At 60.7% G+C, this 23,278-nt stretch carries 19 protein-coding genes; 13 read left to right on the top strand and 6 right to left on the bottom strand.

Annotated features, from left to right (window positions below):
• Window positions 1-9 precede the first annotated feature (9 nt).
• Both OVA07_RS18350 and OVA07_RS18345 read left to right on the top strand, forming a co-directional pair.
• Window positions 10-1,086, top strand: a complete 1,077-nt coding sequence (locus OVA07_RS18350) for an aromatic ring-hydroxylating dioxygenase subunit alpha (protein WP_268173132.1) — start codon at window positions 10-12, stop codon at window positions 1,084-1,086.
• Window positions 1,083-2,267 (top strand): cytochrome P450, encoded by a 1,185-nt coding sequence (locus OVA07_RS18345; RefSeq protein ID WP_268173131.1) that lies wholly within the window; start codon window positions 1,083-1,085, stop codon window positions 2,265-2,267. The genes OVA07_RS18350 and OVA07_RS18345 overlap by 4 nt, the downstream gene beginning before the upstream one ends.
• A gap of 106 nt (window positions 2,268-2,373) precedes the next feature.
• Here OVA07_RS18345 and OVA07_RS18340 read toward each other — a convergent pair whose 3' ends face one another.
• Window positions 2,374-4,584 (bottom strand): TonB-dependent receptor, encoded by a 2,211-nt coding sequence (locus tag OVA07_RS18340; RefSeq protein WP_268173130.1) that lies wholly within the window; start codon window positions 4,582-4,584, stop codon window positions 2,374-2,376.
• 503 nt (window positions 4,585-5,087) lie between these two features.
• On the opposite strand from OVA07_RS18340, the gene OVA07_RS18335 reads away from it, so the two are divergent.
• The 4 genes from OVA07_RS18335 to OVA07_RS18320 are packed head-to-tail and all read left to right on the top strand — an operon-like array spanning window position 5,088 to window position 9,196.
• Window positions 5,088-5,873, top strand: a complete 786-nt coding sequence (locus OVA07_RS18335; RefSeq protein WP_268173129.1) for a TIM barrel protein — start codon at window positions 5,088-5,090, stop codon at window positions 5,871-5,873.
• 41 nt (window positions 5,874-5,914) lie between these two features.
• Window positions 5,915-7,258, top strand: coding sequence for an MFS transporter (locus tag OVA07_RS18330; protein ID WP_268173288.1), 1,344 nt, complete (start codon window positions 5,915-5,917; stop codon window positions 7,256-7,258).
• Window positions 7,259-7,277: 19 nt separating this feature from the next.
• Entirely contained in the window at window positions 7,278-8,222 is a 945-nt protein-coding gene (locus OVA07_RS18325) for a ThuA domain-containing protein (protein WP_268173128.1), read from the top strand.
• Window positions 8,222-9,196: a nucleoside hydrolase gene (locus OVA07_RS18320; RefSeq protein WP_268173287.1), complete on the top strand. Its 975-nt coding sequence runs from the start codon at window positions 8,222-8,224 to the stop codon at window positions 9,194-9,196. The genes OVA07_RS18325 and OVA07_RS18320 overlap by 1 nt, the downstream gene beginning before the upstream one ends.
• Window positions 9,197-9,235: 39 nt before the next feature.
• On the opposite strand, the gene OVA07_RS18315 is transcribed toward OVA07_RS18320, so the two are convergent.
• Window positions 9,236-10,075, bottom strand: a complete 840-nt coding sequence (locus OVA07_RS18315; protein WP_268173127.1) for a nuclear transport factor 2 family protein — start codon at window positions 10,073-10,075, stop codon at window positions 9,236-9,238.
• 271 nt (window positions 10,076-10,346) lie between these two features.
• On the opposite strand from OVA07_RS18315, the gene OVA07_RS18310 reads away from it, so the two are divergent.
• The 4 genes from OVA07_RS18310 (at window position 10,347) to OVA07_RS18295 (ending at window position 13,261) form a co-directional block, all read left to right on the top strand.
• Window positions 10,347-11,369 (top strand): sugar phosphate isomerase/epimerase family protein, encoded by a 1,023-nt coding sequence (locus OVA07_RS18310; protein ID WP_268173126.1) that lies wholly within the window; start codon window positions 10,347-10,349, stop codon window positions 11,367-11,369.
• Between the two features lie 12 nt (window positions 11,370-11,381).
• A complete protein-coding gene (locus tag OVA07_RS18305; protein ID WP_268173125.1) occupies window positions 11,382-11,756 on the top strand; it encodes a C-glycoside deglycosidase beta subunit domain-containing protein in 375 nt (124 codons plus the stop codon).
• A gap of 74 nt (window positions 11,757-11,830) precedes the next feature.
• Entirely contained in the window at window positions 11,831-12,670 is an 840-nt protein-coding gene (locus OVA07_RS18300) for a 3-keto-disaccharide hydrolase (protein ID WP_268173124.1), read from the top strand.
• 183 nt (window positions 12,671-12,853) lie between these two features.
• Window positions 12,854-13,261: a GFA family protein gene (locus tag OVA07_RS18295; protein WP_268173123.1), complete on the top strand. Its 408-nt coding sequence runs from the start codon at window positions 12,854-12,856 to the stop codon at window positions 13,259-13,261.
• Between the two features lie 78 nt (window positions 13,262-13,339).
• Here the strand turns inward: OVA07_RS18295 and OVA07_RS18290 are convergent, their stop codons facing one another.
• Window positions 13,340-14,338 carry a sugar phosphate isomerase/epimerase family protein gene (locus tag OVA07_RS18290; RefSeq protein WP_268173122.1) on the bottom strand — a complete coding sequence of 333 codons (999 nt, stop codon included), beginning with the start codon at window positions 14,336-14,338 and terminating at the stop codon, window positions 13,340-13,342.
• Window positions 14,339-14,355: 17 nt separating this feature from the next.
• Window positions 14,356-14,745, bottom strand: a complete 390-nt coding sequence (locus OVA07_RS18285) for a C-glycoside deglycosidase beta subunit domain-containing protein (RefSeq protein WP_268173121.1) — start codon at window positions 14,743-14,745, stop codon at window positions 14,356-14,358.
• Window positions 14,746-14,872: 127 nt separating this feature from the next.
• Here OVA07_RS18285 and OVA07_RS18280 point away from each other — a divergent pair, with 127 nt between their 5' ends.
• Complete coding sequence (locus OVA07_RS18280) at window positions 14,873-16,495, top strand: GMC family oxidoreductase (RefSeq protein ID WP_268173120.1); 1,623 nt, start codon at window positions 14,873-14,875, stop codon at window positions 16,493-16,495.
• A 164-nt stretch (window positions 16,496-16,659) separates the two neighbouring features.
• A complete protein-coding gene (locus OVA07_RS18275) occupies window positions 16,660-18,423 on the top strand; it encodes a DEAD/DEAH box helicase (RefSeq protein ID WP_268173119.1) in 1,764 nt (587 codons plus the stop codon).
• A 64-nt stretch (window positions 18,424-18,487) separates the two neighbouring features.
• Here the strand turns inward: OVA07_RS18275 and OVA07_RS18270 are convergent, their stop codons facing one another.
• Window positions 18,488-19,264, bottom strand: coding sequence for a TIM barrel protein (locus OVA07_RS18270; protein ID WP_268173118.1), 777 nt, complete (start codon window positions 19,262-19,264; stop codon window positions 18,488-18,490).
• Between the two features lie 93 nt (window positions 19,265-19,357).
• On the bottom strand, window positions 19,358-20,494 hold the full coding sequence (locus OVA07_RS18265) for a DUF2332 domain-containing protein (RefSeq protein ID WP_268173117.1): 1,137 nt from the start codon (window positions 20,492-20,494) through the stop codon (window positions 19,358-19,360).
• Between the two features lie 281 nt (window positions 20,495-20,775).
• Here OVA07_RS18265 and OVA07_RS18260 point away from each other — a divergent pair, with 281 nt between their 5' ends.
• Window positions 20,776-23,226: a TonB-dependent receptor domain-containing protein gene (locus tag OVA07_RS18260; RefSeq protein ID WP_268173116.1), complete on the top strand. Its 2,451-nt coding sequence runs from the start codon at window positions 20,776-20,778 to the stop codon at window positions 23,224-23,226.
• Window positions 23,227-23,278: the final 52 nt, after the last annotated feature.

Here is a 23,278-nt window from a genome sequence, read left to right as displayed (position 1 = left end):
GGAGCCGTCATGTATCCCTTCTCAACGCCCAGTTCCATCGTTCGCAACCGCTGGTATATTGCCGCGTTTGCATCCGAAATTTCGCGCGAGCCGTTGGGGCGCAAGCTGCTTGGCCTTCCGGTTGCGCTTTATCGCAAGGAAAACGGCGAACCTGTCGCCATGTATGGCCTGTGCCCGCATCGCTATTTCCCGCTGGCACAAGGCAAAGTCCGGGGCGACGCGCTGGTGTGCGGTTACCACGGCTTCGTGTTCGAGGCCGATGGCAAGTGCAGTGAAATTCCATCGCAAGGCACCGGTGCAGGTTTCTGCCAGCCCACTTATCCGATCATCGAGCGCGGACCGCTGTGCTGGATCTGGATGGGCGATGCCGACAAATGCGACCCGTCACTGATTCCACCTTACGAGGATTTCGGCCTCAATCAGCCGGGCTGGCACTATAGTTCGGCCAACTACTTTCACATGAAGGGGCGCAGCCAGCTTCTGGTCGACAACCTGATGGATCTGACCCATCTGCCTTATGTGCATCACCATATCGGTGGTGGCGAAGCGATGCGGAACCCGCCGGTTGTCGAAGAGGAACGCGAGATCAGCTATCGCGTGTCGCGCACCGGCAAGGTGCCGTTCACCGCGTTTCACGAGTTGGTTTTCGGACCCGAAGCACAGTTTGAGGGTCTGTCGGATTTTCTTTCGCTGACCGATTATTATGGCCCGGAATTCATCCGCACCAGCCTGCCGATCACGCTTGCGATCAACGGCGATGTTAATGTTCCGCCAGACCTTGGCACGCTTAATATTCTTCACGGCATCACACCCGAAACCGCGAACAGCACGCACTATTTCGGCTTTGCGACGCGCAACTTCCGGCTCGACAGTGAAGCGCTTGACGCATTTCAGTACGAATCCGACTGCAAGATCCGTCAACAGGATGTCGACGCGATTGAAGCGGTCGAACGCGATCTTGATGCAGCAGCCCTGCGCCAACGCGAACTTCTGGTCAGGTCTGACGCGCCAGCGGTGAAGGTTCGGCGCAAGATCGAGGCTTTGCTGAAAACAGAGCAGGATCACACCGCAGGGCAATTTGCATGACCATACCCGAAACCGACTTCGATCCTTATGCCGCAGAAGTGCTGGCTAATCCCTTTGCCCATCACGATGCGCTGCGGGCTTTGGGACCGGTCTTCAGGCTGCCTCGCTATAGCTGCTATGGCATGGCCCGCTTTGCTGATGTTCGTGCAGCATTGCATGATTGGGAAACCTTCGTGTCTTCCAGAGGCGTTGGACTTGCCGACTTTGCGCAGGAAGAGCCTTGGCGCCCGCCTTCGCTTCTGCTGGAAGCCGATCCGCCGCTGCACAATCGCACGCGCGGGCTGATGACCAAAGTTGCCGCGCTGCCGGGCCTGAAGGCACGTCTGCCCGAATGGAAGGACAAGGCAGCGGACCTGGTGGCTGGCCTGACCGGGAAAGGCCAGTTCGATGCCGTGCCCGAACTGGCAGAGGCATTCCCGCTGGGCGTTTTTCCCGACATGATCGGCCTGCGCGACGATGGGCGGGAGAACCTGTTGCCTTATGCGATGACCGCTTTCAACGCATTCGGCCCGCGCAATGCCCTGCTTGCGCAAAGTCTGGCTGCGGCAGGGCCGGCAACAGAATGGGTCATGCAGGCCTGCCGCCGCGAAAATCTTAAAGGATCAGGCTGGGCTGCAGATGTCTATGCCGCCGCCGACCGTGGCGATTGTACCGAACAGGAAGCAGAGCGGCTGGTGCGCTCGTTCCTGACGGCCGGGGTGGACACGACGGTCAATGGCATTGCCGGGCTGCTGTATGCCTTGGCCTTGCATCCGCAGGAATGGCAGAAACTGCGCGCCGATCCATCGCTGGCCAAAAAGGCCATTGAGGAGACGTTGCGGTGGGCCGGTATAGCCCAAACCTTCTTTCGTACGACCAGCAGGGCGGTCAACATTGGCGATGTCACGATCCCGCAAGGGCAGAAAGTCGTGCTGTTTCTGGCAGCCGCCAACCGCGATCCCGATCAATGGTCCGACCCCGACTGCTTCAATGTGTCGCGCAATGCCAGCGGCCACGTCGGCTTCGGCTTTGGCATCCATCAATGTCTTGGTCAGATGGTGGCGCGGTTCGAAATGGAAGCCGTGCTTGCCGCCTTGCTTGCGCATGTCTCGGAAATCCGGCTGGTCGGTGATATCCGCCGAAGAGCGAACAACACGCTGTTCACGATCGAACACCTGCCGGTTGAATTCATACCCGCATAAACGACCGCGTGATCCTGACCTGTATTGATCGGTGTGCGGCACAGAAAAAGGGCGGCCCCGCCAAAACGGGACCGCCCTGTCAGTTCAGGAGGAAAATGTATTCAGATCAGAACTTGAACCCGGCGCGAACGCCATAGGTACGCGGATCGGAGAAGGTCACCGAACCGAATGCACCCACGCCAGCGCCCGTGATCACGAGATTGTTCTCGATGTTCTCGACAAAGCCCGCGACATAGAAGCGATCTTCCGGCGCGTTGTAGGTGATCGAAGCGTCAGACTTCGAATAACCCGGCTGTGCGAAGTAAACAAAGTTCGCAAGATCAGTGACTTCGTACTGGCTACGAGCAGCAGTCTGCGCATCAAGCACAACCTTGCCATCGCCCACCGGGATCACATAGTTCACACCGGCGACCCAGCTCCACTTGGGGCTGCGGTTCAGAGCGCGACCGGCGAAATTGATGCCTGCCTGCGGGCTGAACTGGTCATAACGCGCATCAAGATAGTTGAGCGCGAGGCGGATCGAGAAGTTGTCGACCGGCTGCAGGGTAGCATCCAGTTCGACACCATCGATCTTGGCCTTGGCGGCGTTCGTGGTGATCTGGCAAGGACCGCCACAGGCGTTCGAAACCTGCGAAAGCTGCAGGCCCGAATAGTCGTAGTGGAACAGCGTGCCGTTGAGGCGGAATTCCGGCGAAATGCGGAACTTGAAGCCTGCTTCGTAGGCGGTGAGGGTTTCAGGCTCGTAATAGAGCGCGGCGGCAGGAAGACCGCAGTTCGGTCCCTTGCCGATTTCGCAACCGTCGTTGAAGCCACCTGCCTTGTAGCCGGTCGAAACCGAGGCGAACACAAGGCCCAGCGGGCTGTCGTAGTCGACGCCTGCACGCCAGGTAACACGGCTGAACGTGCGTTCGGCATTGTTGGTCTGGAACGTGGCGCGGCTGACGAAGTTACCGATGTTCGAGGAATCGCCAACGTAAGTGTAGGTATCAAGCACGGTGGCACCAACGCGCGACTTGAGGTCGTTCGAGTAGCGCACACCACCGGTCACCTTCAGATCAGGTGCCAGTTCATAGGTAACCTGACCGAAAGCCGACTTGTTTTCAGCAATGGTCGGGTCCTGCGGGAAGCCGAAACGCGTGTTGGGGCCAAGCAGGTTGTTGATGAAGAAGGCGATTCCCGACTTCTCCTTGAAGTAGTAGCCACCAATCTGGGCCTGCAGCGGACCGTCGCCGCCATAGGCGAGACGCAGTTCGTGCGAGGTCTGCCAATAGCTGCCGTAGAAGTCAGCCGTGACCGGCGTTGCGCCGAGGTTGCTGAATTCCTTACGGTCGGATTCGCGATACGAACCAACGTAAGTCAGCGTGACGTTACCCATCGAATAGTTGAGTTCGCCCATCACGCCACGTTCGGTGCTGTCACGGAACGTGTACTGGCCCTGCGCGCCGGTAAGCGTGCGGCCAGCGGTAGCCGAAGGTTCGCTATAGGTCGGACGTTCGAAGGTCGAGCGCGCACCGCTGACGATGTTGCTGTAGAAGTTCGACGGCGCAACACCGTTGCTGGGGCTGCCCTTGATCCAGCTATAGTCGCCAACCAGCAAAACGCTGAGGTCCGACGAAGGCTTGAACAGCGCCGAGAGACGAACCGACTTGTTGTTCTTGAACTTGCCGATGCCGATACCGTCGGCGGCATTGCCGTCAATCAGGTAGCTGTCGCGCTGATCGATATTGGCGGCCACGCGGAATGCGATGGTGTCGCTGGCAGGCAGGTTGATGACGGCAGTGCCGTTCAGAGCGTTGAAGTTGCCATAGGAAGCATCTGCACGCGCGCCAAATTCAAACTTCGGCTGCACCGACAGGATGTTGATGACGCCAGCGGTCGAGTTACGGCCATAAAGCGTGCCCTGCGGACCGCGCAGAACTTCGACGCGTTCGATATCGAAGAACGAGACTTCCTGCGCCTGCGGCCGGGCCAGATAGACGCCGTTCAGCATGAAGGCGGCCGAAGGGTCACCCTTTTCGGTGCCGTCGGTGCTGGTCACGCCGCGGATCGTGATCTGCAGGCCGTTGCCGCGCACGATCGACAGGTTCGGAACGGTTTCTTCAAGCTGGGTGGGGTTGGAAATGCCCGACTGGATCAGGTCATCACCGGCAACCGCGGTCATCGCGATCGGAGTTTTGGAAAGCAGCGACGAGGTACGGTTTGCCGTAACCACGATATCGCCATCGGCAACCTGCTGGTCAGCCGCATCCTGGGCAAATGCCGGATGGCTGAGCGCGATGGCCGAAACCAGACACGCGAAACGAATTGTTTTCTTCATGTTCGTCCTCCCTCTCAAGGAACATGTGGCTGCACGCGCAGGACCCTTCCCGGTCCGACGGACAACCGATTGCAGTGTGTTATGGATAAATGGCGAGCAGCCTTCCCCGCACGGAACGGCATCGCCTATGCGCTATCGCGCCAGCTTTCAGCACTCTCCTCTCATCCATGCGAATCGTCGCTCGCTAACAGGAATGCTGGCGGCAGCTGTCAGCGCTGTCAAGATTACGCTGTCAGCACTGTTACAAATTGTAGGTGGTGAGTCTTCTGTGCCACACTGTCCAAAGCCGCAGTATTTGGTCAAAACCGCGCTATTCCGGCTGATACGGCAGATATTCTTTGGCATGTTTTCGGAAGTCATACGACAACCGGCTTGACGCCGCGCCCCTTCAATGAGAACATAGGTTCTAATAAAGTAGCGGCGATCAAAGCCGCCAGGCAAACGGGCCTTCCGCACAACGCGGATGCAGGGGCCGTCGTGGGGCCGCCGATTGGGAGATCGACGTGTCTGCTGCTGTTTCTGCCCCTTATTCCCTGTCCACCTGCATCGAATGGCATTTTGCCGAAGCTGGCGATCTGGCTGCGCGCATCCATGCCGCAAAGGCCGCCGGGCTGAATGCCGTGGAATTTCATCTGTGGCGCGACAAGCCGATGGACTCGATAGCGCAGGCGCTGGACGAAACCGGCGTGGGACTGACCGGAGTTTGCGTCGACCCGCGCCGTTCCATTGTCGACCCGGCAGAGCACGCGGAAATGCTGGCCGCCGTGGCCGACACCATTGCCGCCACCGCTGCGCTTGGCCATCCGCCGCTGATCGTGGCGTCGGGCTTTCGTGTGGAAGGGATGAGCGAGGCGGACCACTTTGCCAATGCGGTGGCGGTGTTGAAACAGGCCGCTGCGATGGCCGAAGAAGCAGGCGTCATCCTGCTGCTGGAACCGCTGAACACCCGGCTGTTTTCCGCGATGTATCTGGTAAGCACCACGCTGGGTCTGGATATTGTCGAGGCCGTGGGCAGCCCCAACCTGCGCCTGCTGTATGACGTGTGGCACAGCGCCGTGATGGGCGAAGATATGGCGCACGTGCTGGCCGGGCGAATGCATCTGGTGGCGCATGTGCAGGTGGCGGACATGGAAGACCGCCATGAACCGGGCACCGGCAGCGTGAACTGGCCCGACGTCACCGCCACCCTGCGCGATCTAGGATATCAGGGCGCGATCGGGCTGGAATACTTTCCCACCGTGCCGATGGACGCATCGCTGGAGCTGACCCGCAAAACGCTGGCGCTCTGACGGACCAAATCCACGCTGCATCCGGGAGAGGGATCGTGGCCATGCAAGACCAGAAACTGCGCCTGACCGAACGCCTGAGCTATGGCATGGGCGACATGGGCACCAGCCTTGCCTACAACATGGCAAGCGGGTTCCTGCTGTTTTATTATACCAACGTGGTCGGCCTGCCGGCGGCGGGCGTGGGGACGGTGTTCCTCGTCGCCCGCCTGCTGGACGCGGTGATCGACGTTATGGTGGGCATCGCGGTGGACAAGACCCGCAGCCGCTGGGGCCGCACGCGCGGCTATTTCCTGTTTACCGCCGTGCCTTATGCGCTGGTTACCGTAGCGCTGTTCCAAGTGCCGCAGTGGAGCGAGGGGGCGCAGCTTGCCTATGCCTTCGTCACGTTCAAGGCGTTGGGCATATTGATGTCGTTGCAGGCCATTCCGTTCACCGCGCTGATGCCGATGATGACACGCGATACGGGCGAGCGGCTGAAGCTTTCGGGCATGCGGTCGGTCGGCACGTCGATGTCGGTGGTGCTGGGCACGGCGGCGGTCCTGCCGCTGGTGGGACTGTTTGGCGGAGATGACCAGCAACGCGGGTTCCAGTCGGTCGCCGCGCTGTTTGCCGTCATCGGCCTCGTCTGCACAATGGCGCTTTATCGCAATTGCCGCGAACGGTTTGAGGATAAAGCCGCACCAGACTTTGCCATCATGCCCGCCGTGCGCGAGATGTTGCGCAACCGGGCGTGGCTGGTGGTGTTTGCATGCTGCCTGCTCTACTTCATCCGCTTTGGCGTGATGATGTCGTCCACCGCCTATTTCGCTATCGAAGTGTTGGGCAAGCCGTGGATGATTTCGGTGATGCTACCTGCGGTATCGGGCATGCTGCTGCTGTCATCGTTCGTCGCACCGCCGTTTCTGGCGCGGATGGGCATTCGCCGGGGCAGCGTGATAGTGCTGGCATTGTCAGCCGTGCTGTTTGCGGTGCTGCCGCTGGCCGAAAGCAGCGTTCCGGCATTTCTGGCGATCTATATTGCCGCCTGCCTTGCCACGTCGTTCACCATCACCGCCGCCTTCGCCATGATTGCCGAAACGGTGGACTATCACGAATGGAAGTTCGGCAGCCGCCGTGAAGGGCTGCTGTCCGCCGGGATCAGCCTTTCGACCAAGCTGGGCATGGCGCTGGGCACGGCAGGGTTTGCTTTCATGCTGGGCGCGGTGGGATATGCGCCCGATGCGGTGACCGATGCCGCGCGCGGGGCGATCCGGTGGAGCTGGTATGGCAGCGCGGTAGTGCTGCTGGCGATCCAGACCGGGGTGACGCTGCTGTGGCCGATGGACGCCCTGCATGGGCGCATCCGCGAAGAGATGGCGGCGCGCAATCTGGCGCCGGCTGAATAATCACAAAGGGGAACGAGTGATGAAAAAGGTTGTGGTCGCGCTGATGGCAGCATGTATGGGCGTGCCTGCGGCGGCGCAAGTGATCGTCACCATCGATTACCGCCCGCCCGAAACGGTGCAGCGCGTGGCGATCCCGGTGAACCCGGCAGAAAAACGGCTGCAGGTGCTGATTATTTCGGGCCGCAATTCCTATGAGCATGACTGGACCGGCGTGAACAACATGCTGCGCACCATGATGCACGACACCAAACGCTTTGACGTGCGCGTGACCGAAGATTTCGACAACGGCACGCTGGACACGCTGAAAGCCTATGACGTGGTGTTGCTGAACTATTCCAGCCGCTGGAACTATGCCGACAAGGACCAGAAAGTGTGGTCGGACGGGGCATTCAAGGCGCTGTATCAATATGTGCGCGAAGGCGGCGGGCTGGTCGCCTATCATTCGTCGTTCACATGGGGGCGCGATATTCCTGAATACAAGCGGCTGATCGGTGCGGTGATGGAGCCGGGATCGAGCCGCCGTTCGCCACCCGGCGCGTTTCCGGTGCATATCGTGGACCGCACCCACCCGATTACCGCAGGTATGCGCGAATTCGTGTGGACTTATAACGACGACATGTACACCAACATGGCAATGGACCCGGATGCAAAGATCCATGTGCTGGCCACCGCGCGCGACAGTGCCGCCAGCTATGACCCGAAGCTGACCGGGCCGAAATATCCGGTGACGGCCTATACGCCGGAAAAGCTGAAAGCCATGAAGGGCATCGATGCCGACCATCCGCAAGTGTGGACTGCCGATTATGGCAGGGGCCGCGTATTCTCGGTCACGCTGGGGCATGACGAGGTTTCGCTGCACTTCCAGCCCTTGCAAACACTGATCCTGCGCGGCACGGAATGGGCGGCAACCGGCGCGGTAACGCTGCCGGTGCTGGAAGAGGCAAAGGATTACCCGACCAAGTGATGACACGACCAGACCGGCGCAGCGTTCTTGCAGGCATGGCAAGCGGGGTTGCGGCCAGCGCCTTGCCCGCCGCGATATGGCCCGATCCGGCATTTGCCCAGCCATGGATACCACAGCGCGCCTCGGCCCGCGTGATCGTGGACAACGATTTTGAAGGCGATCCCGATGGGCTGGTGGCGCTGGCGCACCAGTTGCTGGCGGAAAAGACGCGCACGGTGCTGGTCACGGTATCGCTGGTGGACCCCAAGCTGTCGACGTATCCCGAAGGGACCGCGACGGCTGAGGGTGCCAAACTGGCAGCCGAGCTTATGGCGCAAATCCCGGCAGCCAAGGGCATTGCGATAAAGGCCGGGCGCGATGGCGCGCGCGAAGGACCGCCATCCGATGCGGCAAAGGCCATCGTGGCCGAAGCGATGCGGGATGATCCGCTGCCGCTGATCTTCACTTGCGGCGGCCCGTTGAGTAATCTGGCCGATGCGCTGGAACTGGAACCACGCATTGCGGGGCGCATTGCATCGGTGGTGTGGATCGGCGGGGGCAACTGGCCCGACGGCGGCTGGGAATACAACCTTGCCACCGATATCGAAGCGGCGCGGCACGTCATCGAACGCACGCAGATTCCGTTCTGGCAGGTACCGCAGGGCGCCTATCGCCAGATGCAGATGTCGGTGGCCGAACTGGCGGCGGACATGCGCGCCGCATCGCCGCTGGGCCGGTGGATCTATGACAAGTTCACCACACCGCCCGCTTTTGTCGACCTTGGCGGCACATGGCCGATGGGCGACAGCCCGCTTACGCTGCTGACCGCGCTGACCACCGAAAGCAGCAAGGCGGTGGACCGACTTGCGCGCCGCATCAAACCCGACTGCACTTATGGCGAGGAAATCGCCGGGCGGCAGATCAAGGTGTTCGAACAGATCGACGCGCGGCTGACATGGGCCGACTTTGTGGCGCGGTTAAAGCTGGCAGCGTAAAAGCAGGCTGGCGAGCGACTGCCGCGCCAGCCCTGCCCTTCAATATTCAAACGTCTCGCTGAACGTGCGATAAGGTTCGGGTGGACGCGCCTCAAGCTTTTGCGAGGTATCGGTGCGGTAGGTGTTGGAAAGCACCGTGGCCGGGCCATCGACCTTGGGCATGAACACCGGTTTGCCGTCATCACCCACATACATCAGATCGACATTGAAGGCATCATCCTGCGCGGCGGCGGCGAAGGGAATCCAGCCCATGCCATAGGGCGCACGGGCCACTTCAAAACAGTGGAAGTGCCAGATCTTCCACTGACCATCCTGCTTGATGAAGTCGATGCCGTATTTGAGATAGACGTTGTGCATCCAGACCTTCTTGCCTTGCACAAGATCCTTTTCGAACATCCATGCCGGCATATTTTTTGCGTGCTCCGGCTCTACCAGGCCGGATTCAAGCCCGTTGACGATCCACAGCCCCTTGGCTGTCTGCCCATCGGCGGCAACTTCGATCATGGGCGTGGTGATATAGTGGAACACCAGCTTGCTAACCGGAGCCGGGCGACCCTGATGATAGGACATGATCTTGTCCCAGTCGGTATAGACGCCAAGGTTGCTGTATTGCGATCGGACGCCGGGGGTGCCCTTCTTGGCCCATAACGGGATGATGTCGGTATCGCGGAAAGCGTTGTGCAGATACATGTACCTGGAGAACAGGTTCTCCACAGCAGCGTGATCCTGCGTGGACTGCGCGACCTGCCGAAGCTGGGCCATTTCAGCCTTGAGCGCGGCGATCTGCGTGGCGCTGTCGTCCTTTGCAGATGCCGGATTGGAAAATGCCAGTGTGGCGACCACGACCATAAAGCCCGCGTGAACAGGTTTGCGTATCATTTACCTCTCCCGAAATTTACTGTGGTTCCGGCGTTTTTCGCCGTGCTGCGCCCTTCGGTATTGAATGAGTATGTTGATTCTAAAACGTGTTCAAGCGCCATTCGCATGATCCCTTGACGCGACTCGCTGAATAGTGGAATATAAATTCCAATAGAGGGCATCAGACCCCAGGGGAGAGCCACGAAGGCCCACACTCCGCCCGTAAACTCGGCACTGTTCATTCATGCGGCTTGTGCCCGGCCACAGACGACCATCCGCCAAGAGGTGAAGTGTGACCAGCGCAATCAAACGGGGCGTCAGCCTCTATTCCTATCAGAACGAGACGTTTCAGGGCAAAATGAGCCTTGAAGACTGCATCCGCACCAGTGCCGAACTGGGCGCGCACGGCATCGAGATCATCGGTGAACAGACCTTCTGGGGCTGGCCCGAATGCGGCGTGGCGCAGGACGACGTGGACAATTGGCATCGCCTGATCGCCAAGTATGACTGCACGGCCGTCAGCCACGATTTCATGCTGGACTACAAGCGTTACAAGGGCCGCGAAATGGCCTTTGACGAACAGGTGGCCAGCGTGAAGAACGACATCGATTTCGGTGCGCGTCTGGGCATGAAGTATATCCGCGCGCTGGTTTCGATCGCGCCCGAAGTGCTTGTGGCCGCAGCGCCTTATGCCGAAGAAAAGAACATCAAGATCCTGATCGAAGTGCACGCACCGCTGCACTTTGACCATCCGTGGATCATCCGCCACGCCGAAGCCTTTGAAAAATCCGGTTCCGACGCGCTGGGCTTTCTGCCCGACATGGGCATGTTCCTGTTCGCCTTCCCGCCCGTGTGGAAGGAAAAGTTCATGCGCATTGGCGTGCCCCAGCACATCGCGGACTATGTTGAAAAGGCATACGAGGACCGCGTTTTGTCCGAATACGTCATCCTGAACGTGCAGCAGATGGGCGGCACCGGCCCCGCCATTGCCATGGCCGAAACCATGCGCCACAACGCCGCGTTCGAACCCAAGCGGATGCTGGATTACATGCACCGCATCCACAACATCCACGGCAAGTTCTACCAGATGACGGAAGACTACGTGGAACCGTCGATCCCCTATGACCAGATCGTCAAAGTGCTGCAGCAGGGCGGCTATCAGGGCTACATCTGTTCGGAATACGAAGGGAACCGGTGGATCGAGGATGCCGAAGAGCCGGATTCGGTGGAACAGGTGCGCCGCCAGCAAGTGATGCTGGCCAAGCTGCTGGGCGAGGCCGAAGTGCCCGCGCTCAAGACGCTCGCGACGGCATAAGGAGAATTTGCCATGATGGACAACAAGATGATCGTCGAAGGCAGCCTTGCCAGTGTCGAGGGCGGCTTTTCGTTCCTGGGGCGTCTGCCCTATTACCGTGGCCTTGGCCTGTCGATGATCGAGGACATTGTCGTTTCGGTCGACGGCGAAACCCTTCCGCGCGAAGCCATCCGCTTTTCGGTACGTGGCAAGACCTATACGCTGGATGAAATGGAAACGGTCTATGACGACCGCTGGAACTTTGGCGAAAAGGCCACGATCATTGCGCTGAACGGCGGACTTTCCGCCGGCACGCACACGATCACCTTTGCCGTCCGCAACCGCGTATCCTACCTGCCCTTCGTGCCGACCACGAAGGACACCAAGGAACTGGCGCTGGCGGCCTGATTCCCAAGAACATCTACCGCACGGGGCGTTTGCCCGCAAACGTCCTGTGCGGGAAATAAAAGTGGGAGCAATAGATGCTGACCCGCCGCACAGCACTGCAATCCATCGGCGCGGTATCGAGCGCCGCGCTGTTCCCCCGGTTGGCGCTGGCCGCCAGCAAGGCAGAGGTTCTTCCCTCTCCATGGCAACCGTTGTTCAACGGTCGCGATCTTGATGGCTGGACCCTGTTTGAACAGGGCGAAGGCAATGCCGATCCACATGGCGCGATCAGCATTGAAAGGGGTGTGCTGCACCTGCTTGGCCCGAAGTTTACCGGGCCGGACAAGGCCAGCTTTGGCCATATCGCCACAACACGCGAATATGCCAATTTCCATCTGCGGATGGATTTCCGCTTTGGCGAACGCCGCTTTGCCCCGCGCCTGCTTCAGCGCCGCAACTCAGGCCTGCTGTATCATATGGCGCCGGAACTTGACCGGCTGTTCCCCGATTGCGTCGAATTCCAGTTCGAAGAAGGCGATATTGGTGATGCGATCATGGTCAACACCAAGGCGCTGCAAGGCCCACAACTTGGCGGAACACCGCTTTGGCCAAGCTATTTCCCTGGCCTGCCTACAGACTATGTTGCGCCACTGCAGGCGGGTGAAATTGCCCGCCAGTGGCATCGCCACAACGGCCAGTATGAACGGCTGGACGACTGGAACACCATCGATCTTTATGCCTTTGACGATCAGGCCGCGCACCTTGTCAACGGACGCATCGTCAACACGCTTTTCCGCATGGTCGGCCGCAGCGGCGCGCCGTTGACCATGGGCCGCATCGCGCTGGAATTCGAAGCGGCCGAAGTGTTCATGCGCAATGTGAAGATCCGCGATTTGTCTGCTGCCGAAATCGCAGAAATCCGCGCAGGTCGCTGATCGGCAAGGCAACCTGAAAAAAGAGGGACGGTGCGCAATGGCACCGCCCCTTTTGAAGTTAAAGAACTTTGCATCTGCAAAGCCCTTCGGGTCGCAGGGGTGCAATAGCACCACAATGACTGGAAAAATGTGTGCTGGTTCACACCTTGGCGCATGATGCGAAATTTATGCTAGGCAGCAGAAATGCCTGATCTTTCCTGCCTGTGCGGCGCAGTGCGCATGACGCCTGCCAAACTCCCCGATTTTGTCCATGCCTGCAACTGCGCGCTGTGCCGCAAGTCCGGCGCGCACTGGGGATATTTCCACCCCGACCAAGTGACCGTCGGCGGTGAAACCCGCCACTTCACCCGCACCGACAAGGCAGACCCTGCCGCCCAAGTGCATTTCTGCCCCACCTGCGGCGCGACCACGCATTTTACCTTGACGTCCTGGGCCGCCGAAAAGTTCGGCAACACCATGATGGGCGTGAACATGCGGCTGGCGGATGAGGCCGACCTTGCCGGAATCGAGCTGCGCTTCCCCGATGGCGCGAGTTGGCAGGGCGCAGGCGAATTTTCCTATTTGCGTGAAGCGTGGGTTTACGGGGAGTGAGGTAAAGGCGCCGCGCCGAAAAAAAGGGCGGGAAAGCCATAACTTCCCGCCCTTGCTTGAACTTCATATCCGGCCAGATCAACCGCCAGCGAAGATCCGCTTGCACATGGCCTGATGGCGCCGGACCTGTTCGAAGGCGTCGCGCGTGTCATAGGCGTGGCCTTCCCATTCACTGACCAGCGTGCCCGTGAACCCGCCATCGCGGAACAGGGGAAGGATCGTTTCGTAATCGATCGCTTCTTCGACGCCATTGTCGTCCACGCCATAGAATTTGCCATGGATGTGGATGGTCCGGTCCACCAGCGCAGCCCAGCTTTTGGGATCGTTGTTGGACAGGATGAAGAAGGCAAGGCATGCGGCCTGAATGTGCAGGGGCGCGTGGCCATTGGCGAGGCCCCATTCACGCAGGCGCCCTGCCTTTTCATGGCTCATGCCCTGTTCCAGCCAGACTTCCTTCAGCTTGTCGAGCAGGCTTTCCGAAGCGCCGGTCTTGCGCGCGGCATTCAGCATCGATTCCGGAATACGGCTGGCCGTGCCGCCAAAATCGGGAATCCAGCCCAGAACCGGCGTGTTCAGCTTGTCATACATCTCGCCATAGGCCTGCACGGCGGGGTGGCCCGCCCACATCGGAGCGTGGACTTCAACGCCCATGCGGATGTCGAGTTCTTCAGCATAGGGCGCAATTTCGGGCAGCAGGTGAACCGGCAGCGCGAACTGGTAACGCACCAGGCTGAAGCCCATCTTCTTGGCCGAACGAAGCTGGCGCTTGTGGTATTCCACCAGCGCAGCATCGTCGATCGGCTGCTGACCGGGCTTGAGAAAGCGGTCTGAATTGATCGCGCAGGACACCGGGTTCAGGCCGGTTTGCGCGATCATTTCCTTGAATTTTTCGGCATAGGCATCAGAAACATCAGGGAATTCCTTGAAGTTCTGGAAGCCGATGATTTCGATGTTCGGCCCAAGCCCACGCTTGGCGACTTCGGCCAGCAGACTGTCGAGTTCGAACTGGCGCGTCAGCCATTCGTTTGTGAAGGAATAGAGGGTGACGCCGACTTGCGGCCCGGTTGCGGTGGTCATGGTAATGTGATCCTCTTTCAAGCCGCGACGGCAACCGGCAGCGTTTGCGTCTGCGGATTGGTGCGCTTCATGCCGGGGATGTAGGGCGGGCTGACGAAGAGGTTCAGCGCCACTTCGTGTTCGCTGCCCGCGTCGAACGAAAGACCCGGCAGAATCAGGAACGCGCTGTCACGCACGAACCAGAAGGTGTCCACCTTCTCTCCGTTTTCGCAAAGCGGCCAGGTTTCGCCGTCATATTCCACCAGCGCGGTGGACAGTTCCACAGCCTGACCATCGATGGCAAGGCTGCCCACTTCGACCGTGGAGAACGGCAGCGAACGATACCACGGCAGGCGCATGGCCAGTTTCAACCCTCCGTCCACAGCGGCAAGGCCTTCTTCCCCGATAACCCGTTCGACTGGCAGCACGATATGCTCTCCCACAACATCAATTAGAATTTGACTTCTAATTGCCGCTTGACACGAGGTCAAGGCCTGTGCTGATAAAAAGCGAACAAGAGTTTCATTCTAATTTCCGAACGGATGCGAAGGCAAGATGGCCGAATTCGATTATATCATCGTGGGTGCAGGTTCAGCCGGATGCGTGCTGGCCAACCGCCTGAGCGCCGATCCGAAGAACCGCGTGCTGTTGATCGAGGATGGGGGCGATAACCAGCACCCCTTCATCAAGATGGCCGGCGGCTTTGTTAAGATCATGGGCAACCCGGCCTATTTCCGCGTCTTCCCGCTGAAGCCGCGCGAAGGGATGCGCGGCGGCATCCATACTTATGGGCGCGGCCTTGGCGGATCATCGGCCATCAACGGCACATGGTATCTTACTGGAATGCCCAGCGATTTCGATGGCTGGGTGGAACGCGGCCTGCCCGGCTGGGGCTGGGACGAAATCGCCCGCTGTTATGGCAAGGTCGAAAGCTACCGCGAACCGGGCGCTCATCAGGGGCGCGGGCGTGATGGCGAACTGCAAGTCACCGCCTCCACCTATAAATCCCCGGTGTTCGATGCACTGGCGCAGGGCTTTGGCACGCAAGGGATGCCTTGGCTGGACGATATCACCACGCCGGGCGCGCATGGCGTGGGCCGCAGCCAATATACGGTTGACCGCAAGGGCGTGCGCGAATCGACCTACAAGGCCTTCGTGAAGCCGATAGAGAACCGCCATAACCTGACCATTGCCACTTATACGGCGGTCAAGCGCGTGGTGATCGAGAATGGCCGCGCCGCCGGAGTCGTCTGCGAAGCGCATGGGGCCGAAACGGTCCACACCGCCAAGGCCGAAGTCATCGTTTCGGCAGGCGTCTATGGTTCGCCGCAATTGCTACAGCTTTCAGGCGTTGGTCCCGGCGCCGTGCTTCAGGCGCTGGGCATTCCGGTTATCAAGGAACTGGCGGCGGTGGGGCAGAACCTTGCCGATCATCAAAAGTTCGGTGTGTCGTTCGATCTGAACAACCATCCCGGCACCAACCGCGAATTCTTTGGCTGGCGGCTTTATCGCAATGCCCTGCAATATTTCGCCACCGGGACCGGGCACCTGGCGCGCGTAGGCATGCCGCTGACCGGGTTGATCGCCAGCGAAGGCGTAGACCCTGCCTGGCCCGATTTTCAGGTGGCCGCCGCGCCGTTTGCCATGCGCACGGTCAATGAAATGGCGGCAAGGCCCGGCAGTCCGCTGACCCCCAATCCGGGTCTGACCTTCTCCGGCTATCACCTGCGCCCGCGCAGCCGGGGTTCGGTCATGCTGACGTCGCCCAATTTCCGTGACGCTCCGATCATCGACGCCGCGATCTGGGCCGATCCTTATGACAGGGCCAAAGCGGTGGAACTGTTCAAGCTGTTCCGCGCCATCGCCACGTCCGATCCGCTGAAGCCGTTTATCGGCACCGAACGCATGCCCGGCCCGTCGGTGCAGGACGATGACGCCATCGCCGCCGAACTGGCCAAGATGGTCGAAGGCGGCTTGCACGGCACCGGCACCTGTTCGATGGGCACCAGCGAAACAGATTCGGTGACCGATGCCCGTGCCCGCGTTCACGGCATTGCCGGTTTGCGCGTGGTGGACTGTTCCATCATGCCCACGCCGGTTTCGGGCAACACCAATGGCCCCGCCATTGCAGTGGCCGAACGGGCGGCCGAATTGATCCTTCAGGACGCGAAAGTGTAAGGATAAGGCCCGAAGTTGCATTTTGGCAATTTCGGGCCTAAGGGCGGCGGCGCTGACGTCGCCGAGACGGATAACGAATCTCAAGATCGCTGTCCCGACATGCTGCCCCGGCAGGCCCGCCGCCTGTCGGGTTTATTCCGTTCAAGATGAATCGAACCGCCAATATGCCTTTCCCCACCCTCCCCGCCCCCATCGCACAAGCCCTTGAGGCGCAAGGCTATGCCGAACCGACGCCGGTTCAGGCTGCTGTTGTCGCACCAGAAGCAGAAGGGCGCGATCTGCTGGTTTCGGCGCAGACCGGGTCGGGCAAGACGGTAGCATTCGGCATTGCCATGGCTGACCGGATGCTGGCGGAAGGCAAGGGCCACTTTCTGCCCGCCCCGCTGGCGCTGGTAATTGCGCCCACGCGCGAACTGGCACTGCAGGTCAGCCGCGAACTGGCATGGCTGTATGGCAAGACCGGAATGCGCATTGCAACCTGCGTCGGCGGGATGGACCCTTCGCGCGAACGCCGCACCCTGCAACAGGGCGCGCAGATTGTGGTTGGCACGCCGGGTCGTTTGCGCGACCATCTGGAACGCGGCGCGCTTGACCTGTCGGCGCTGGCGCATGTGGTGCTGGATGAAGCGGACGAAATGCTCGACATGGGCTTCCGCGAAGATCTGGAAGAAATCCTCGACGCATCGCCCGCCGAACGCCGCACCCTGCTGTTCTCGGCCACGATGCCAAAGCCGATCGAAGCTCTGGCCAAGCGCTATCAGCGCGATGCCCTGCGCATTTCCACGGTCAGCGACACGCGCGGCCATGGCGACATCTCGTATGAAGCGGTGGCCGTGGCCCCTGCCGATATCGAAGGCGCGGTCATCAACCTGCTGCGCTTCCATGAAGCGGAGACCGCCATCCTGTTCTGCGCCACGCGCGACAGCGTGCGCCGCCTGCATTCCTCGCTGGTGGAACGCGGCTTCGCCGCCGTCGCACTTTCGGGCGAACACAGCCAGAGCGAGCGCAACAACGCGCTGCAGGCCCTGCGCGATGGCCGCGCGCGCATCTGCGTTGCCACCGACGTTGCCGCACGCGGCATCGACGTGCCCTCACTCAGCCTGGTTATTCACGTAGAACTGCCGCGCGATGCCGAAGTGTTGCAGCACCGTTCGGGCCGCACCGGGCGCGCCGGGCGCAAGGGTATTGCCGCGCTGATCGTGCCCTATCCGCGCCGTCGCCGCGTGGAAGGCCTGCTGCGCGTCGCCCGCGTCAACGTGCAGTGGATCGAAGTGCCGACCGCCGAAGTCATCCGCGAACGCGACCGCGCGCGCCTGCTGGAAGCGCTGCAGGCACCCGTGGAAGCGACCGACGGTGAGCGCGAAACCGCCGAGCAGCTGGTTGCCACGATGGACCCGATGGCCATGGCGCTGGCACTGGTTCAGGCACAGAAGAAGGGCATCCCCGAACCCGAAGAACTGATTTCGCAGTCGCCGGCCGATGCACGCACGCAGTCTGGCCATCGCGAAGGGTTTGAAGATACCGTGTGGTTCCATATGGATATCGGCCGCCGCCAGAACGCCGATCCGCGCTGGCTGCTGCCGTTGATCTGCCGCCGGGGCCACATCACCCGCAACGAAATCGGCGCGATCCGCATTGCGGCCACCGAAACCTTCTTCCAGATTCCGCGCGCCATCGCCGACCGCTTTGCCGAAGCGCTGCGCCGCACGGGTCAGGCAGGCGCAGAAGATGAAACCGGCATCACCATTCAGGCATCGACGGAAAGCCCGCGCGAAATGGCGCGCGAACGTCGTCCCGCCCGTGGTGGTTATGAAGGCCGTCACGGCAATGGACCGCGTGGGAACGACGGCGAACAGCGCCCGCCCCATCGCGGCAAGCCCGGCTTCAAGCCCAAGCCAAAGGGCCGCACGGAGCGCCGCCCTTCCTGAGGGCGGCATACAGCCTGAAATGCCAAAAGGGCCGCCTTTGCCGGGCGGCCCTTTTTTGCGATTGTCAGACCCCGGCGGCCAGATCTCTGAACCAAGCCAGCGCCTCTGCCGTTGGCCCTGTGGGGGTGCATTCCACGCCAATGAGGCCAGTATAGCCGACGGATTTGAGCAGGCCGAGCATGGCAGGCCAATCGACCTTGCCCGATCCCGGCTCACCCCGGCCCGGCGCATCGGCCACCTGGATATGTTCGATCAGTGGGGCAACGCGCGGCAGGATTTGCGCCGGATCTTCGCCTTCGACGATGGAATGGTAGATATCGTAGAGCAGGCGCACGGTGGGGCTTCCGATGCCTTCGATCACCGCCAGCGCATCTTCGGTCTGGCTAAACAATACACCGGGATGATCGACGCGGGTATTCACGGGTTCGATCATCATCGTCAGGCCATGCGCCTGCGCCACTGGCACCACGCTGGCAATCGCTTCGGTCACGATCTTCAACTGCACCGCGCGCTTCATGTAAGGCACTGCGGGGCCAGACCCGACCACGATGCGCGGGCAACCCAGCGCCTGCGCATCGGCAGCGGCCTGCGCAAACATTGCGCGGAAGCCGTCGTGGGTTTTGACATCGACAAGCTGAATACGCGGATCGGCGACAACGCCGACCAGTTGCAGCCCGTTGGCATCCAGCGCAGCCTTCAGCGCCGGAACATCACGCCCGCCGGTGGTGAACAGTTCAACCTTGGAATATCCCGCCGCCGCCGCCGCCGCCATCCGATCCTCGATCCGATCGCCTGCTTCGTGGAACATATATTCAAGGTTTACCGAAAGTTCGAACGCCATTGCAGCCTCTCCGCTTTGCTTCGGAGATTTATTAGAATTTATATTCTATAATTGCAAGTTTTGTATTGCGCCTGCGTCCACCGGATGCGGGCGTCAGGCATCCGGCAATCCGATCCAGTCGAACCATTCAGCATAAGGGTGGCACCATGCGACAATCGCCGCCGCGCCGTCGTGCGCACCGCCATTCCATTGGCGCACGCGCAGTTCCACCGCCTTGCGATCCCCACTCCATTCAAGGCCGACAGCCACCAGTGGACGTTGCGGCGTGGCGGCGGCACCGGCGCGGGCCAGCGTGCGGCGCAGGGCAATGCGCTCAGCTTCAGGCATGTATTGCACCACCATCGAATGGAACACCACGCGGCGCACACTTTCACGCTGCGGGCTGGCCAGTTGAGCGTCAAGCCACGCCGTCGCAGTGCCCCGGTCGACCCGTGGCGGATGGCGTCGGGCAATAGCGATGGCGGCGCTCAACCGTTGGTCGCGCGCGGTTTCACAGGGCCAGACATAAGCGTGCAACCGTTCGCGGTGGCGTGCCTTGGCAACATCCAGCGGATGCAGATCGACCCCGCGCGTCGCCGCGATGGGCACGGGCGCAGACGGCATCTTGCGCCCTGTCCAGCGGGGCGCAATCCGAACCCGACTGCGCGGATTGCCCGCCACGGTATCGAACACATTGCAGGCATAGCGATCAAGATTGAGATTCAATCCGGCGCTGGACCCCAGTTCCAGAATTTCCGACGGCATTACCGTGCGCGCATTCAATTCCATCAGCACTGCCGCCAGCCCGGCAATACGCCCCACTTCGTTGGTTTGCGTCGGGCGCGCAATGTAACCGCCAAGATCCGCCTCGCCTTCGGCCAGTGCAAGCGCGATGGCAAGATCAAGTTGAGCGGCGTCGGGTACCAGACCGTTACCTGCCGCTGCATAAATCCGCTGCAATTGCGGGTGCCTGCCAGACCGCGCCAGCGCGTGAAGCCCGGCGTTCAGGCGGAATATCACCCCGGCGGGGGCCAGATCGCCCGGCCAGTCTTCGACCATGTGCAACAGTGAAGGAACCACCGGCAAGACCCGCTCCAGCGATTCCAGAACGGCAGCGACAAACGGTTTGCCGAAGCCGTGCGCCTTGTCTGCTTCGACGCGCAATTGCGCCATGGTGCGGCTGCCCGGCTCTGCGGGTTCTGCCCGATAATGCGGTGCCGGGTCGATTGGGGCAAGAATGGACAAAGTCATTATCTTTCAGGGCACTGCAACAAGGCCTGATTGTTAAAGAGTCATGCTTTCGGCCTTGGTAATGGCATCCTAGGGGGTTTCCCTGATGCCGCGCCCAGACGTCACCTAAAGACACCTGACGACACCGTGAAACTACATAATGGGCTTCGCGGACATGGTTAAAGCCACCGGACTATCTCCATTCCTCGAATCATTGTGACGAGGATCTGATGCGCTTTACCCTTCTTCTTGCTTCCACCGCCCTTGCCTGCACCGGTGCGGCCCTGGGCGCATCACCTGCCATGGCGACTGAGGGAAAAGGCGATCCAGCTGCTGATCCTGCAACTGCCCCTGCCCCGGCCCGCAAGGCCTTCAGCACCGGGGTCGCCAAAGGGCGCGACCTTTTGGACACTGCCATTTCGGCCAGCGTGATCGACGAGGCCGATCTGGGCAAGATTTCGGCCAGTTCGGTTGCCGGGATCATGCAGAACATTCCGGGTATCCGTGCCGAAACCTCTGACATCGATGGCTTTTCGTCAATCACCGTGCGCGGACTTCCGCTGGCGGCGGATGGATCGAAGTTCCTGCAAATTCAGGAAGATGGCCTGCCTGTTCTGGAATTTGGCGATCTGCACTTTGCTTCTGCCGACCAGTTCATCCGCGCCGACCTTTCACTGTCGCAGGTTCAGGCCATTCGCGGCGGATCGGCATCGACATTTGCGTCGAATTCGCCCGGCGGTGTGGTCAACCTTATTTCCAAGACCGGCGAAACCGCAGGCGGCACGGTGCAGGTATCCAGCGGCCTCGGCCATGATCTGAAGCGCATCGATTTTGAATATGGCAGCCCGCTGGGCGATGGCTGGCGCTTTCACGTTGGCGGCTTTTACCGGCAAGGCGAAGGCCCGCGCGAAATCGGTTATGACGGTTTCCGTGGTGGGCAGATCAAGTTGAATGTCACGCGCCAGTTCGCCAATGGCTTCATCCGCTTTTATGGCAAGTATCTGGATGATCGCCAGCCCAACTATTCGCTGGCACCGGTGCAGCTTACCGGCACGGATAACGCCCCTGTGCTGACCGATATTGCCGGCAACAGCATGCGCGGCGATGCGTATGAATCGCAAAATACGGCGCGCTATATCGGGCTGGACCAGAACAACAATCGCACCTCTATCGACGCGCGCAACGGATTGCGCGGGGTGACCAAATCGATCGGCTTCGAAGCCCAGTTCGATGTTGCAGGCTGGAGCGTGACCAACAAGTTCCGTTTTGCCGATATCAGCGGCGAATACAACGAAGCCATCTCGATGGTCACCGCGCCGGGCGCGGCCATCGCCGCCTTGTTCGGCGGGCCGGGTGCGACGCTTTCCTATGCGTCCGGAGCCAAGGCGGGGCAGGCGATTTCATCACCCGCGACGTTGAACGGCAATGGTTTGCTGGCCTTTTCCATCCGCATCAACGGCAAGACCAGTTCTCTGGACAATGCCACCAATGACCTTCGCGCAAGCCGTGTGTGGAATGTTGGTGATGGGCGACTGACCACCACGGCGGGCATTTACTCTGCATCGCAAGCGGTGGACATGTATTGGAATTTCACCAACAGCATCAATGATCTTGCAGGTGGCGGCAACAACGCACTGGTCAACCTGACATCGGCCGGTGGCACGCCGCTGACCGAAAACGGCATCTATTCCTATGGCTTTGGCTTTGGCGTGCCGCTGGCGGAATATCACAACCGCTATGACCTGAATTATCGCATTCTCGCGCCCTATGGTTCGCTCAACTACCAGGTGGGCAAGATCGCCATCGGGGGCAGTCTGCGGTACGATCGCGGATCGGTTTCGGGCAACGTCTTTTCAGGCAGTTATGGCGGCGGGCGCATCAGCAGCGCGATCATCGACGTGAATGGCGACGGCGCGGTTTCAGTCCCGGAAACCAAAGTCGCCATCCTGCCACTGACCCAGCCCGCCGTGGTTGACTATGACTATGACTACCTGTCCTATTCCGCTGGCGTAAACTACCGCGTGGCCGAACCGCTTTCGGTTTTTGCCCGATACAGCCGGGGTGGCCGCGCCAATGCCGAACGCATTCTGGGCGCAGCTTCGCTTAACCCCGCGTCGGGCGCGCTGATCGATCCTTCTACCGCGTTCGGATATGTCAAACAGGCCGAAGCCGGGCTGAAATATCGCAAGGATGGCTTGACCGCCTATGTCACCGGATTCTGGGCATCGACCGGAGAGCGCAATTATCAGATTGGCGCAGATGCCACGGGCCAGGTCATCGTCATCCCGATTGACCGCACGTATAGCGCGCGCGGCGTGGAATTTGAAGGCGAGGTGCGCCATGGGCCGTTTGCGCTGACACTGGGCGCAACATGGACCAAGGCGTCGATCGACAAGGACCGCACCGATCCCGCGCTGGAAGGCAACCACCCGCGCCACATCCCGTCACTGTCGTTTCAGGCCCGCCCACAGGTTGAACTCGCCCGCGTCACGCTGGGCGCGGTGGTCAACGGCACGACCAGCAGTTTTGCGCAGGATACCAATATCCTGAAACAGCCCGGCTATGTGCTGGTCAGCCCGTTCGTCCAGTTCCGCCCGGTCGACCGGGTGCAGATTGGCATCAACGCCTTCAACGTGTTCAACAAACTGGCAATCGTCCAGATCGCGTCTGCCGCCATTCCGGCATCCGGGCTGGCCAATGCGCAAGTGATGAATGGCCGCACCGTTACCGGCTCGCTCCGCTTCTCGTTCTGACCCCCCCCCCGCGGCCCATCCTGCCCGGATGGGCCGCACCCCAAGATCCGCC

This window comes from Novosphingobium sp. SL115, from assembly GCF_026672515.1.
Lineage (GTDB): Bacteria > Pseudomonadota > Alphaproteobacteria > Sphingomonadales > Sphingomonadaceae > Novosphingobium.
Note: the sequence above shows the minus strand (reverse complement) of the source record. Positions and strands in the feature narration are given on the sequence as shown.